The 14,624-nt window shown below is 58.3% G+C and carries 11 protein-coding genes; 4 read left to right on the plus strand and 7 right to left on the minus strand.

The window, feature by feature from the left end; translation table 11 throughout:
• Positions 1-10: 10 nt before the first annotated feature.
• From CYR52_RS00600 to CYR52_RS00620, 5 genes are all read right to left on the minus strand, one after another.
• Positions 11-1,018 (minus strand): zinc-dependent alcohol dehydrogenase family protein, encoded by a 1,008-nt coding sequence (locus CYR52_RS00600; RefSeq protein WP_072927588.1) that lies wholly within the window; start codon positions 1,016-1,018, stop codon positions 11-13.
• Positions 1,019-1,186: 168 nt separating this feature from the next.
• Entirely contained in the window at positions 1,187-2,518 is a 1,332-nt protein-coding gene (locus tag CYR52_RS00605) for an MFS transporter (protein ID WP_072927589.1), read from the minus strand.
• Between the two features lie 360 nt (positions 2,519-2,878).
• A complete protein-coding gene (locus tag CYR52_RS00610) occupies positions 2,879-3,361 on the minus strand; it encodes a PadR family transcriptional regulator (protein WP_101827768.1) in 483 nt (160 codons plus the stop codon).
• A gap of 220 nt (positions 3,362-3,581) precedes the next feature.
• Positions 3,582-5,327: a tannase/feruloyl esterase family alpha/beta hydrolase gene (locus CYR52_RS00615; RefSeq protein WP_101827769.1), complete on the minus strand. Its 1,746-nt coding sequence runs from the start codon at positions 5,325-5,327 to the stop codon at positions 3,582-3,584.
• A gap of 263 nt (positions 5,328-5,590) precedes the next feature.
• Positions 5,591-6,370: a siderophore-interacting protein gene (locus CYR52_RS00620; protein ID WP_072927601.1), complete on the minus strand. Its 780-nt coding sequence runs from the start codon at positions 6,368-6,370 to the stop codon at positions 5,591-5,593.
• Between the two features lie 542 nt (positions 6,371-6,912).
• Between CYR52_RS00620 and CYR52_RS00625 the strand changes: the two genes are divergently transcribed.
• From CYR52_RS00625 to CYR52_RS00635, 3 genes are read left to right on the plus strand one after another with little or no spacing between them, the layout of a single operon-like run.
• Entirely contained in the window at positions 6,913-7,638 is a 726-nt protein-coding gene (locus CYR52_RS00625; RefSeq protein ID WP_072927602.1) for a gluconate 2-dehydrogenase subunit 3 family protein, read from the plus strand.
• A gap of 56 nt (positions 7,639-7,694) precedes the next feature.
• On the plus strand, positions 7,695-9,464 hold the full coding sequence (locus tag CYR52_RS00630; RefSeq protein WP_072927604.1) for a GMC family oxidoreductase: 1,770 nt from the start codon (positions 7,695-7,697) through the stop codon (positions 9,462-9,464).
• Between the two features lie 4 nt (positions 9,465-9,468).
• On the plus strand, positions 9,469-10,740 hold the full coding sequence (locus CYR52_RS00635) for a c-type cytochrome (protein ID WP_072927606.1): 1,272 nt from the start codon (positions 9,469-9,471) through the stop codon (positions 10,738-10,740).
• Positions 10,741-10,816: 76 nt separating this feature from the next.
• Here CYR52_RS00635 and CYR52_RS00640 read toward each other — a convergent pair whose 3' ends face one another.
• The gene (locus CYR52_RS00640) at positions 10,817-12,019 is read right to left on the minus strand and encodes a BaiN/RdsA family NAD(P)/FAD-dependent oxidoreductase (RefSeq protein ID WP_101827770.1); all 1,203 of its coding nucleotides are present in this window, start codon (positions 12,017-12,019) and stop codon (positions 10,817-10,819) included.
• Positions 12,020-12,336: 317 nt separating this feature from the next.
• Between CYR52_RS00640 and pitA the strand changes: the two genes are divergently transcribed.
• Positions 12,337-13,836 (plus strand): inorganic phosphate transporter PitA, encoded by a 1,500-nt coding sequence (gene pitA / locus CYR52_RS00645; protein ID WP_072927610.1) that lies wholly within the window; start codon positions 12,337-12,339, stop codon positions 13,834-13,836.
• A gap of 83 nt (positions 13,837-13,919) precedes the next feature.
• Here pitA and uspB read toward each other — a convergent pair whose 3' ends face one another.
• Complete coding sequence (uspB, locus tag CYR52_RS00650) at positions 13,920-14,255, minus strand: universal stress protein UspB (RefSeq protein ID WP_072927611.1); 336 nt, start codon at positions 14,253-14,255, stop codon at positions 13,920-13,922.
• Positions 14,256-14,624 lie beyond the last annotated feature (369 nt).

Genomic DNA, 14,624 nt, shown 5'->3' on the forward strand with positions numbered 1-14,624 from the left:
TGACGCCGGGTCACTGTTCAATAACGATTTTGCCCATATGCTGGCCGGAATATTCGTAGTTAAAGGCGTCTGCCAGTTCCTCAAGGGCAAAGGATTTGTCGATAAACGGCGTGACGCGGTTGGCGTCCAGCGCGCGGATCATCTCCTGCTGATGGCGGCGGCTGCCCACGGTGATGCCGCGCAGCGCCGCCTGTTTGGCCATCAGCTGGGCGGTGGGCACATCACCCGCCAGCCCGGTAAAGACGCCAATCAGCGCGATATGGCCGCCGATGGCTACCGCATCGATGGAGTTCGCCAGCGTGCCCGGCCCACCGATTTCAATCACATGGTCAACGCCGCGGCCGCCGGTCAGTTCCCAAATCTGTTTGCCCCAGTCCTGGTGCTGACGGTAGTTCACCCCGGCATGCACACCCATCGTTTTCAGGCGTGTGAGTTTTTCATCAGATGAGGAGGTGGCAAAGACGCGTGCGCCCATCATCTGGGCCAGTTGCAGCGCAAACAACGACACACCACCGGTGCCGAGGATCAGCACATCGTCCCCCGCTTTTAACCCGCCGTTGACCACCAGCGCGCGCCAGGCGGTCAGCCCGGCGGTGGTGAGTGTGGCAGACTGCGCATGGCTCCAGCCCTGCGGCGCAAGGGTGAAGAACCGGGCCGGGCGCACCACCCAGGGCGTAGCATAGCCGTCAATGCCGTCGCCCGGCGTGCCGGAAAACCCGGTCACCGGGCAGGGGCCGTCTTCCCAGTCCGGGAAGAAACAAGAAACCACATGATCGCCCGCTTTCAATGTGGTGACGCCCGCACCGACGCTCTCTACCACGCCCGCGCCATCAGACAGCAACAGCCGCCCGGCCTCTGAGGACATCATCCCGGCCGCTACCGCGTAATCATGGAAGTTAAGGGAGTTGGCGTGGATGCGCACCCGCACCTCACCCGGCCCCGGTTCGCCCGGTTCCGCTACCTGTTCAATCACAATATTTTCGATACCGGGCGTTTGCCCTCGTTTGGCTGCTTTCATTGGATACCACGCTGATTGCTGAAGAGAAAAAGGGGAAACTGTACGGCCCCGCCTGTTTCAAGGGTAGTTCAGGCTGGTTTGTCCGGGAAAGAAAAAGGCACCGCGAAGGGTGCCTGGGTGGAAGAAAAAAGGCACCGCGAAGGGTGCCTGCAGGAGAAAGGAGGCCGGTTACACCTTGAGTTCCATCCGTTTAATCTCGCCGACCACAAACAGGTAGCAGACCATCGCCATCAGCGCGGAACAGCCGACAAAGATCAGCGCGGCGTTGAATGAATGCAGCTCGCTGACCAGGTAGCCAATCACCAGCGGGGTGACGATCGAGGCGACGTTACCGAAAACGTTAAACAGGCCGCCGCACAAACCAACAATCTCTTTCGGTGCGGTGTCGGCAATCACCGGCCAGCCCAGCGCACCAAACCCTTTGCCGAAGAACGCCAGCGCCATCAGCGCCACCACCAGCGTGGTGCTGTCGGTGTAGTTGCACAAAATAATGCTGGACGCGAGCAGCATCCCCAGCACAATCGGCAGTTTACGCGCCAGCGTCAGCGACATCCCGCGTTTGATCAGCGAATCAGAGAACAGGCCGCCCGCCACCCCGCCGATAAAGCCGCACAGCGCCGGGATCGAGGCCACCAGCCCGACTTTCAGGATCGACATCCCTTTGTCCTGCACCAGATAGATCGGGAACCAGGTCAGGAAGAACCAGGTGATGGTGTTGATAAAATATTGGCCGAAGAAAATGCCGAGCATCATCCGGTTCGCCAGCAACTGTTTGAGGTAACCCAGTTTCGGGCCACCGCCCGCTTTTTTCGCCTGCGGGTGATCCATGTCAACTACCGCGCCGCCCTGCGCCACGTATTCCAGCTCACTTTTGGACATCCGCGGGTGGTCGGTCGGGTTGTGGATATATTTCACCCACACCGCCGTCAGCACAAAGCCTATCGCGCCCATCACGGTGAACACATGTTGCCAGCCCCAGGCGTAGGTCAGGTAGCCGAGCAGCGGCGAGAAGATCGCCAGGGAGAAGTATTGTGCCGAGTTAAAAATCGCGGAGGCGGTGCCGCGCTCTTTGGTCGGGAACCAGGCGGCGACAATACGCGCATTGGCCGGGAAAGAGGGAGCCTCAGAAAAACCGAGCATAAAGCGCATGGCAAACATCGAGGCCGCCGCCCAGGCCAACGGCACCAGATGCACAAACCCTTGCAGGAAGGTAAACAGCGACCAGAAAAACAGGCTGTAGGTATAGACCTTTTTAGAGCCGAAGCGGTCAAGCAACCAGCCGCCGGGGATCTGCATCAATAAATAGGCCCAGCCGAATGCCGAAAATATATAGCCCATCGACATGGCGCTGAGGTGCAGTTCTTTACCCACCGCGCTGCCGGCAATAGAGAGGGTGGCGCGGTCAGCATAATTGACCGCCGTCACAATAAAAATAATCAGTAAGATCAGATAGCGGGTGCGATGGCCCTTTGCTGCCGCTTCAACGGTCGTGACGCTCATCTCTTGATCCTCAAAGTGATTGATTTTTTGCCTTTTATTCGGCACAGCGGCATCAGCCCGCCGCCGCGGGAAATAATGGGGGTAATAAACATTCAGGAAAGAAATGAAATCTTAAAGGACATTCATCCGAATACCATTGTGCAAATGTACAATTCACGCGATGAATAAAAGCCGATAAATATCGGGATGCCTAAAGCAATGCGCGATAGATCGCACATTGCTTTTTTAATGGCCGCCAGCAGGGAGGAAAAAGCGTTTTTTCAGCACCGGATCACAAATAATGCCGATATGTGCCGGCGCACAAATAAAGGGGAAAGGGTAACGTGCCGATGACACAAGGTACGTCTAACGCAAGGTGCGTCAGCTGCGCTCAATCTCTTTGGCGGTGCGGTCAAGGCTGTCAATAATGGCGTGCAGCGTCTCAGCGGATAAATTCTCTTTCGATAGACGCATATTCAGCGCAGTGCGGAAATTATTAATGGCGCGTTCAATTTCCGGGATAGCGCGGTTATTGGCCAGTACCGCCAGCGCATGTAACCGCCCGGCGGCGCGCGCCAGTGTTTCCCGGTTTTCCTGCAAGAAGGCGGCGCCCTGTGCAGTGAGGCGGTAGGCTTTTTTTCCGCCTGCATGATCAAAGGCGTCGATATACCCCATCTCTTCCATCAGCGTGAGATTAGGGTAAATAATGCCGGGGCTGGGCGCATATTCCCCACCGGAGCGATCTTCAATCGCCTTAATTAATTCATAGCCATGTGCCGGGCGGGTTTCCAGCGCCGACAGCATCAGCAAACGAATATCATTGGCATCGAATAATTTTTCACGGCGCTGTTTTTTGCCGCCCATTCCCTGCCTGCGATCGCTCCGTGCTTTTTCACCGGCAGAAAAAATAAGCGGGGCATCGGCATGAGTAACGGGATTTTTCATAGGTCACGGCACAGGCAGGGAAACAGCCCCGAAGCATATCGGGGCAGCCTGCGGATTACAAGGCGCGCGGCCGCCATCGGGGCCGGAAATAAAAGGAGGCTGGAAATAAAATGGGGCAGCCTGTGCTGCCCCAGTGGGATTATTCAATAAAGGTATAAGGCGTGTAGAAATCTTCGCCCAGCCAATGATACGTGTCATATGTCTGGTGCAGGGGCTTACGGACGTAGCTGTCAGTGCGGTTCACATCCCCTTTGCCGCTGTATACCGCGTAATCCGGGTAGGGGAATACCGGGCGTGAGGCTGCATTGGCCGGGATAGTTTCCAGGCGCATCGGTGGCTGTTGGTGCCCGGCGGCCTCCGGCGGCGGGGTGCCTTTCTCCATCATCGGTTGCCCAAAGCTGTTTTTCTGCTGCGGCGCCGCCTGCCAGGTGGTGATGGCCTGCGGGGCCTGGCCGCGCTCCACCCAGTTGACCATTGGGGTCAGCAGGTCGAGCAGGCTTGGGCCTTCACCGCCGGAACAGTGGTACATGCCCGGCAACAGGTAGAGGCGCTCAAAGCTGTCGCGTTTCGCCTCGCCCAGCGTTTTACCCACCGCCGTGTGGTAGGCCACTGAATTCAGCGGTGAAATATGCGGATCGGCCCAGCCGTGCCAGATGATCAGCTTGCCGCCTGCGGCAGCAAATGCCGACAGATCCGGGTTGGTGGCGTCATACAGCGGGTGCAGCGCGCGCAGGGCATCAAAGGTTTCACGGGTGAAGCGCAGATCCTTCAGGGTATAGCCTGCCGGAGGGTTGTTCACAAAACTTATGGTCTTCAGCGCCGGCAGCGCAATATTACGGCTGAAGATCGGGTCATTGGCGGACTGCGGAATAAACACCCCGGCCCAGGCCAGCTCCGAGCCAAACTGCGGCCCGCCGACAATCATTTTCTGCCCGCTCCCTTCCGCGCGCGGGCCGTCATACAGGCGGCGCAAGGTCGCAACCTGAAGCCCGGACAGGCAAGAGGAGGCATTGTCACCCGCCTTGCAGCGCAGGCTGGAGACATCAAAATGGCACGCCTGCGGATCCGCGATCAGTCCATCTTTCTGGCCGTCCAGGGCGTCACAGTGCGCCAGCACCGCCTGGTGGATCAGCGGCAACTGGGCTGCCGTGATGATCGCCTTGCCATCGCTGCCGGTGTTGGTCACCGCCTGCCAGGCATGGTAGAGCGCGTTCTGCGACTGGAAGTTCATCGCTGCCGCGCCGGCAATCACGCCGTTGAAATCCTGCGGGTAACGCTGGGCTTCCATCAGTGCTTCGCGGCCGCCGTCTGAGCAGCCGTCAAAGTAGGCGTAGGCTGCCGGGTGGTGGTAAAACGCCTCAATAATCTTCTTCGAGACCACCGCCGTCAGGTGCACGCCGCGGTAAGCGAAATCTTTACGTTTTTGCGCATCATTGCCGAAGTCTTCCTCTTCCTGGGTGTGGCCCATATTGGTCGAGGCGATGGCGAAACCATTGCTGTTAAGCGGGGCGCAACCCGCTGCCGCGCCGGCCTGCAAATCAATCCGGCCACACAGCCCGCCGCAGCCCACTTGCAGGAAGCGCTGGCGCCAGCTTGCCATCGGCAATGCTACCCGGAAGCCAATGGCCGGGGCCAGCGTGCCCTCCACCATGCAGAACGCTGCGCCGTTCTGCGTGGTCTCGGCGGCAGAGGTAATTTTGCTGCCTGCGCCGCCTATCCCCGTCAGGTCAATATTCGTCAGTGTTGCGCAGCCGGTGGCGGGTTTAATCACAGATAAAGCCGGAACCGGGTTTTCTGCGCTGTGCGCATGGCCACTTAGCCCGCCCATGCCTGCCGTTATTAAGGCAAAGATCGCGCGGTAATACTTATTACGGGTAAACACCATGATTGTTCCTTTTTATTTTATGCCGCCTTCAGCATACCTTTTTACCCACATCCTTAATTCCGGCGTTATTACGTGATGGCGTCAGGCTTTTTTCAGAAAATGAAACAGGATATATCCGGGGAATAACCTTACCCGTTTTTTTTGCAGGGACGCAGCGTGATAAAAATAACGCATGGGGTTCAGGCTATTTTGAATAGCCGCCGCAGGAAATAACCCGGTAAGGCGCACGGGAAATAAGGCTCCCCGGCCAGGGAGCCGGAGAATTATTTCTGATGCCAGTAGGCCACAGCGCGCAGCCTGTCCGGGTTAACGCCCCGTTCAATCAACTGGTCGCTGATCGCTTTCACCCCTTCCCCTTCACCGGTGACCCAGATGAAACTGTCTTCCGGCGGCAGCGCCAGTGCGGCCATGCGGGCGTTAAGCTGTGCAGCATCCGCCGGCAGCCATTCGCACTGCACATGATCCAGATCCGCCAGATAGGCTTTCGCTTCCGGGCGGTGGAGGCTGACGAGCACCGTCAACGTAATGTGCTGATGCGGGGCCAGTGCCAACAGGCGGCGGCGTAACGCCGGCAAACCGGACTCATCACAAAGGTAAATCTGGTGCGCGTAGGTTTCCGGCACCACCAGCGATCCGCGCGGCCCGCCCATCGCCAGCGCGTCCCCTGGTTTGGCGGCCACGGCCCAGTCACTCGCCAGGCCCTGCGCATGGATGAAGAAATCCACCGTCAGTTCGTTCGCCGCCGCATCAAAATGCAGCGGCGTGTAGTCACGTGAGGCCGGGCGCTGGTCACCCCAGACGATGCCCTCCGGCGTCACCTGCGGCAGGTGCAGCTCGCCGGTTTCCCGATCGGGGAAGAAAATTTTGATGTGGTCATCGAACCCGGCAGAGCTGAAGCCCTTGAGCTGGTCGCCGTGGAACACGATCCGGCGGAAGCAGCCGGCGACGGTGTCCGCCTGTTTTACGGTGATCTGCCGGAACACCAGCGGATTGCGCACGCGGGTGGGTAATGGGGTTAAAGCTGGGGAAGTAGAGTGCTGCATCACGGGGCCTTCTGGTTGAAATAGGAACGTACAGGAGAGGTGCCACCGGGCGGTTCATCACTGCCTGCGGGCGTAAAATATATCTTAGATGTATTTTCACCACAATATCAGGCAGCGGCACGGCGTAGTAAAGTCCTGCCGGTTTCCGGCCGATACTGAGTGTGAGTGCTGCGTTTCTTTTAACATTTCTGTCATATAAACGCGAAAGCGGCCTCATTCGTAACCCTGAAAGCTTGCAGATTGGCAATCAGTAAACCCCTTTACCGAAAAGTGCGGTGCATTGTTACATTTTCAGGCGTAAGGCAGGAACCGGTTCCAGTGCAGGGGTGTGATCTTTATCACACTGATATATAAGAAATAGTTAATGAATTTGGCTTTTTAAATTGGTGGGTTTTTAGCCAACTTATTGAATTATATTTACATTTATTCGTATCTTGTAATTCCATTAACATTTTCAGGTGTAGTCCGGCTATGTAAACTAACGAACTTTTAAAGATACCTATAAAAAATTAACAACCCTTTAATGTGAGACACCTCCTTTTATGCTTCTTCAAAAAGAGACTTCCCGACGCAAGTTCCTGCTTGGGTCGCTGGCTGCATTGCCATTAAGCGGCATGATTCTGAAAGGCCTGACAGCCGCAGAAGCCGCTGAACTGGCTGCCCCGGAGCTGGCAGACTACAAACCGATCTTTTTTGGCCCTGAGGAGTGGGCATTTATCCTCGCGGCGACCGATCGCCTGATCCCGGCCGGCGGCAAAGGCAAAGCGCCCGGCGCGCTGGAAACCAATGTGCCGGTGTTTATCGACCAGCAACTGCACGGCGATTTCGGCGAAGAGATTTACATGCAAGGGCCGTTCAATGCGCACGCCCCGGCCACCATGGGTTACCAGCTGCCGTTCCGCCCGCAGCAGATCTATAAAAACGGTATCCGCCTGGTGAATGCCTGGAGCCAGGCAACGCACCAGAAACCGTTCCACCAGCTCTCCCAGCAAGAAAAAGATGACGCCCTGACGCAGATGCAGAAAAACGGCATCGATTTCGCCACGCTGGGCGAAAACGACCTGAAAGCCTCGCATTTCTTTAACCAGCTGCTGACCGATACCAAACACGGCTACCTCTCTGACCCGATTTACGGCGGCAACAAAGGGATGAAAGCCTGGATCGCCATTGGCTTCCCCGGTGCACGCGCCAGCTATCTGGAGTGGGTGAAGCAACACAACATCCCTTATCCGCTGGGGCCGGTGAGCCTGCAGGGCGCGCGTGCCTGAACCGGGCAGCCGTGAGGTGTTTTTAAGCAATTTTTGTGATTTTTACAGGGTAAATGATGGCACAGCTGAATAAAGAAGAAGTCGACGTTGTCGTGGTCGGCCTGGGCTGGGCCGGCTCGCTGATGAGTATCGAGCTGGCAATGGCAGGATTAAAAGTGCGGGCGCTGGAAAAAGGCGCGGACCGTACCTATGACGATTTCGCCTATCCGAAACCGGCAGACGAGTACGCTTACGGCGTGCGTAACAAAGTGATGACCACCCCGGCGGAATCTGCCGTGACGGTGCGCTATACCATGCAGGACACCGCCCTGCCGACCCGTAAATGGGGCGCGTTTGTGCCCGGCGGCGGCGTAGGCGGCTCCGGCCTGCACTGGACCGGGGTACTGATCCGCCCGACGCCGATTGACCTGAAGCTGAAAACCTATGCCGATGAGGCGTACAAGCCGGGTATCCTTCAGGACGATATGCGCGTTATGGATTTCCCGTTCACCTGGGATGAGATCGAACCCTATTTTGACAAGTTCGAGCGCATTTGCGGCCAGTCCGGTAATACCGGTAACCTGCGCGGCAAGATCCTGCCGGGCGGTGACCCGTTCGAAGGCCCGCGCTCCAACCCGATGCCGCTGCCGGCGCTGGATGACACGCTCAATAACGTGATGTTCGCGGAAGCAGCGAAAAAGCTCGGCTACCACCCGTTCCCGAACCCGTCCGCCGCGGTTTCCCGTGCCTGGACCAACCCTTACGGCAACCAGATCGCGCCGTGTAACTACTGCGGCTATTGCAGTAAATACCCGTGCCTGAACTACTCCAAAGCCTCGCCGCAGACGGCAGTGATGGACGCGCTGAAGCGCATGGACAACTTCTCCTACGAAGTGCACGCCAATGTGCTGAAAGTCGAACTGCATGATGACAAGAAAACCGCCAAAGGCGTGACCTACATCGACCGGGACGGCAACGAGTGCTTCCAGCCGGCAAAAATCGTGGTGCTGAGCAGCTTCCAGCTCTACAACGTGCATTTGATGCTGCTCTCCGGCATCGGCAAGCCTTACAACCCGGTGACTGAAGAGGGCGTGGTTGGCCGTAACTATGCGTTCCTGAGCAACGGCGGCGCGACGCTGTTCTTCAAAGACAAAAACTTCAACCCGTTCGCCACCTCCGGCCCGACCGGGCAGATGTTCAATGACATCTCGCCGGGCAACTTCGACGGCCCCGGCCTTGGCTTTATCGGCGGCGCGAAGATCCACAGCTCACAGGCCACCGGCACCCCGATCGGTACCGCATTGCCGAAAGGCGTCCCGAGCTGGGGCACCGGCTGGAAAGAGGGCCTGGAAGAGTGGTACGGCCATTCGATGAAGATCAGCATCACCACCACCTGTATGTCGTATCGCGATATCTACCTCGATCTCGATCCGAACTACACCAATGAGCATGGCCAGCCGCTGCTGCGCATGACCTTCAACTGGAAGCAGAACGAGCTGAAGCTTCAACAGTACCTGAAAGGGATTGTGGGCAACATCGCCAAAGAGCTGAACCCGGACAGCATGAGCATGAGCTTCCTGCCGATGGACGCCACCTTTGACCTCACCAAATACGTCTCCACCCATAACGTGGGCGGCGCGGTGATGGGCGACGACCCGCGCACCTCAGCGCTGAACCGTTACCTGCAAAGCTGGGACGTGCACAACGTGTTTGTGCCGGGCGGCAACGCCTTCCCGCAGAACTTCCAGGCGAACCCCACCGACACCATCGGTGCCATTACCCTGATGGCGGCGCAGGCGATCAAGGAACAGTATCTGAAAAACCCCGGTCCACTGGTGCAGGTGTAAGCGCATGAAAATGTTAACGATGAAACGTTTTTTTAAAGTAAGCACGGTGGCGCTGGCGGCCGGTTTCGCCTGGCAGGCGCAGGCGGCGGATGACGCGCAACTGATTAAGCAGGGTGAGTACCTGTCCCGGCTCGGTGACTGCATGGCGTGCCACTCGCTGCCCAACAAACCGGCCTACTCCGGCGGCCTGGCGATCGAGTCCGATCTCGGCACGATCTACTCCACCAACATCACACCGGACAAGAAGCACGGTATCGGCAATTACAGCGAGCAGCAGTTCTCGGACGCGGTGCGCAAAGGGGTGTTGCCGGACGGCAGCCACCTCTACCCGGCGATGCCGTACCCGGATTACGCCAAAATCAGCGATGAGGATATGCACGCGCTGTACACCTACTTCATGAAAGGGGTACAACCGAGCGCCGAGCAGCCGCCGGAAACCGATCTCAGTTTCCCGTTCAACCAGCGCTGGGGCATGATGTTCTGGAACTGGGTGTTTACCACGGACACGCCGTTCAAGCCGATTGGCGGCGCGTCAGCGGAAGTTAACCGCGGCGCTTATATCGTGGAGAGCCTCGGCCACTGCGGCAGTTGCCACACTCCGCGCGGCCTCGGCATGAACGAGAAAGCGCTCGACAGCGGCGAGGATAAGTTCCTCTCCGGCGGCAGCCTGAACCACTGGGATGTGCCGTCCCTGCGCGGCCTGCCGCGCTGGACGGAGCAGGAGATCGTGGATTACCTCCAGACCGGGCGTAATGACAAAGCGGCAGTCGGCGGCGAAATGACCTCCGTGGTCGAGCACAGCTCCTCGCACATGACGGAGGCTGACCTGAAAGCGGTGGCGGCTTACCTGAAGTTCCTGGGCGGCAACCCGGCCCTGCCGGCACGCAATGAGAAAGCGGCACAGGCTACCGAAGCCAAACTCACGGCAGCGAAAAACCTGAGCGAAGGCGAGCGCCTGTACCTCGACAACTGCGGCGCCTGCCACTTTGTCAGCGGCAAGGGCGCACCGGGCATCTTCCCGGAGCTGGACCAGGCCACCATTGTGAATGCGGATGACCCGACCGGCCTGATCCACACCGTGCTGGCCGGCGCGCAACAGCCTTCCACCGCGAAAGCACCGTCCACGCTGGCGATGCCGGGCTTCGCGGCGCGCCTGAGCGATGAAGAGGTGGCCGCGCTCACCACCTTCATCCGCCAGGGCTGGAGCAACCACGCTGAGGCCGTGACCAAAGAACAGGTCGCTGACGTGCGTAAGTCACTGCATCACAAAGAGTAATGCGCTCCCCCCGATGGCGCGGGGGACATAAAACGCGGATAAGCAAAAGGGCCTCATCATGAGGCCCTTTTTGTTTTTACGGCTGCTGTTCCGCCACCAGCGCCTGCGCACAGGCCCAGGCGCTGCTCCACGCCCACTGGAAGTTATAGCCGCCCAGCCAGCCGGTGACATCCACCACCTCGCCGATAAAGTAGAGCCCCGGCACGTTGTTCGCCATCATGGTTTTGGAGGAGAGCGCGCGGGTGTCAACGCCGCCCAGCGTGACTTCGGCGGTGCGGTAGCCCTCGGTGCCGTTCGGCTGCACCCGCCACGCCTGCAGGCTCTCTACCAGTGCCGCCTGTTGCGGCACGTTAAGCTGCCTGAGGGTGACGTCCGGCAACTGCCCCAGGGTTTGCAGGCACTCCACCAACCGCTTCGGCAACTGCTGCGCCAGCGTGTTTTTCAGGCTCTGGTTCGGGTGCGCGCGGCGCTCCTCATCCAGAAACGCTGCCAGATCCAGATTCGGCAGTAAGTTAATGCTCACAAACTCACCAGGCTGCCAGTAGCTCGAGAGCTGGAGGATCGCCGGGCCGGAGAGGCCGCGGTGGGTAAACAGGATGCTCTCTTTAAACGCCACGCCGTTTTCCGCCGTGACCACCGACGGCACCGACACGCCGGACAGCGTTTGCAGGTGCTCCAGCAGCGGCTTGTGCAGGGTGAACGGCACCAGCGCGGCGCGGGTCGGCAGCACCTTCAGGCCAAACTGCTCCGCCAGCTTATACCCAAACGGCGATGCCCCCAGCCCCGGCATCGACAACCCGCCGGACGCCACCACCACTGAGCGGGCGCTCACCTCAGCACCGTTCAGCGCCAGCGTGTAGCCCTCGTCACTCTTCGCCACCGCCAGCACCTCACTGCGCAGGCGGATCGTCACGTTGCCCTTCTCACACTCTTTCAGCAGCAGATCGACAATCTGCTGCGCGGAGTCATCACAAAACAGCTGGCCGAGGGTCTTTTCGTGGTACGCGATACCGTGGCGGTTAACCAGATCGATGAAATCCCACTGGGTGTAACGCGCCAGCGCTGATTTGCAAAAGTGCGGGTTTTGCGAGAGGTAGGCGGCCGGTTCGGTGTACATATTGGTGAAGTTGCAGCGGCCCCCGCCGGACATCAGGATTTTACGCCCGGCCTTTTTGCCGTTATCCAGCAGCAGAACGCGGCAGCCTCCCTGCCCGGCCAGCGCAGCACAAAACATCCCGGCTGCCCCTGCGCCGATCACCACCACATCAAACTGTTCCACTGCCTTACCTCTTGCTTATGAAGTCACTGATTTTACGCGCTATACCTGAATTTTCTGCTACATATAAAGAAGTACCGAATCGCTTCGGGCAGAATATTCAGGCGGCAAATTGTATGTCTGCCCTGATGGAAGTACCAGCGTAAGCAAACGTTAAAAAGCGTAAGCCTTATTAACAGTATGATTCCTTTTAAGTTTTCTTAAAAATACCGTGAGCCTGGCAACGTTTTTGTCAAAAAAATGACATATTTTGCTTTCCGATACCCCCCCTTGTCGCGGATAATGCGCCGCGTTCATGTCCACCAACTGGCGTAACGCTTATGCTACATCTGTTCGCTGGGCTGGATTTCCATACCGGCCTGTTGTTAGTCCTCGCGCTGCTGTTTGTGCTGTTCTATGAAGCCATTAACGGTTTCCATGACACGGCAAATGCGGTAGCCACTGTGATCTATACCCGTGCTATGCGTTCGCAAATTGCGGTCGTAATGGCGGGTTTCTTTAACTTCCTTGGCGTCATACTCGGCGGATTGAGTGTTGCTTACGCTATTGTCCACTTATTGCCTACCGATCTGCTGTTGAACGTGGGGTCTTCCCACGGCCTGGCGATGGTCTTCTCCATGCTGCTGGCAGCGATTATCTGGAACCTCGGTACCTGGTATTTTGGGTTACCGGCCTCCAGTTCCCACACCCTGATTGGTGCCATCATCGGCATCGGGCTGACCAACGCCATCATCACGGACAGCTCCGTGGTCGACGCGCTGAACATCCCGAAAATGGTCAGCATTTTCCTGTCGCTGATTATCTCTCCGCTGGTCGGCCTGGGTCTGGCGGGTGCGGTGGTGTTCCTGCTGCGCCGCTACTGGAGCGGCACCAAGAAGCGCCGCCGTATCCACATGACCCCGGCAGAACGCGAAAAAGTCGACGGCAAGAAAAAGCCGCCGTTCTGGACGCGTACCGCCCTGATCCTCTCCGCCATTGGCGTCAGCTTCTCGCACGGCGCGAATGACGGCCAGAAAGGCATCGGCCTGATTATGCTGGTGCTGATTGGGGTGGCTCCGGCTGGCTTCGTGGTCAACATGAATGCCACCGGTTATGACATCACCCGTACCCGTGATGCCGTGGTGCACCTGCAACAGTATTATCAGCAACACACTGATGCCCTGTCGCATATTGCCGTGCAGAAGCCGCTGGTGCCGACGCCGGAAGAAACCCTGCCGGATACGCCGAAAGAGTTCCACTGTGACAGCAGCCGCGCGCTGGAGGCGATTAACCGCGCCCAGACGTTGCTGACCAACCTGGCCAGCTACAGCGACCTCTCCGTAGACCAGCGCAGCCATATGCGCCGCCTGCTGATGTGCGTGGCGGATACCGCTGACAAGGCGGCCAAGTTGCCGGGCACCTCTACGGAAGACAAGCGCTTCCTGAGCAACCTGCGCACTGACCTGCTGGCGACCGTCGAGTACGCACCGGTCTGGATCATTCTGGCCGTGGCGCTCGCGCTCTCACTGGGCACGATGGTGGGCTGGCGCCGTGTGGCGACCACGATTGGTGAGAAGATCGGTAAAAAAGGCATGACCTACGCCCAGGGCGTCTCCGCGCAGATGACCGCGGCGGTGTCGATTGGCGTGGCCAGCTACACCGGTATGCCGGTTTCAACGACCCATGTGCTCTCCTCTGCGGTTGCCGGCACCATGATCGTGGATGGCGGCGGCGTACAGAGCAAAACCGTGAAAAACATCCTGCTGGCGTGGTTCCTGACCCTGCCGATTGCGATTGTGCTTTCCGGCGTGCTCTACTGGCTGGCATTGCAGGTGATTTAACCTCCGTTGCCACCGGCCCGGCCGGGCGACATGCAAAGAAAAGGCGACCCTCCGGGGTCGCCTTTTTTATGCCCGTACCGTACTCAGTACCAGATCATCATCGCGACCAGACTGATGACCACCAATCCGCACAGGGCGCTGGTCAAAATAAACTGCCCGCGAACCCTGGCACAACGGCGGATAAATTCAGGATCATGATGATCAAGATAACGTTGGGAATAGATATAACGCACCAGCCTGATCTGTTTGCTGGGCTGCCCATGTGACGTGAAGAATCCCCCGCCATCCACATACTGATAAAGCAGCGGATCGCAGCCACGCAACACCACCAGCAATGCCCGCAATGAAGAAAAATAGCGCGCCATATTAATCACACATACCACACACAATGCCCAAAACAGCGCAACAGTACTGATCATGATCCCCCCTCAGGGCACCGCTCCCAAAGCCGGCCTGGCCGGTAGGGAACGCACTCGCCCCGCGTCTGCTTGACTCCTGACATACCGGGGCGTTTACCTACCCTCGCCCCTGGATCATCTTTTTGTTGAGCTACCGCCCCCGGCACACGCCGGGCGGTGGCTCCTTATTGAGTGTAGAAAATGAAAAAGTAAAACGGCGTGCCTGTTCATAACAATTTGTTCGAAGCCTGCCGTTTTTTCGCCGTTGCCGTGCTGTGCGCCGCCGGGATCATACCCGGATGCATAAGCGGGGCTGTGTGTTGCAACCGCACGTGACCCCCTTCACGCCCCTGCCACAGCACGGCGGGATTACCCCCGGATTAATGATAA

The organism is Chimaeribacter arupi (genome assembly GCF_002858805.1).
GTDB classification, from domain to species: Bacteria; Pseudomonadota; Gammaproteobacteria; order Enterobacterales; family Enterobacteriaceae; genus Chimaeribacter; species Chimaeribacter arupi.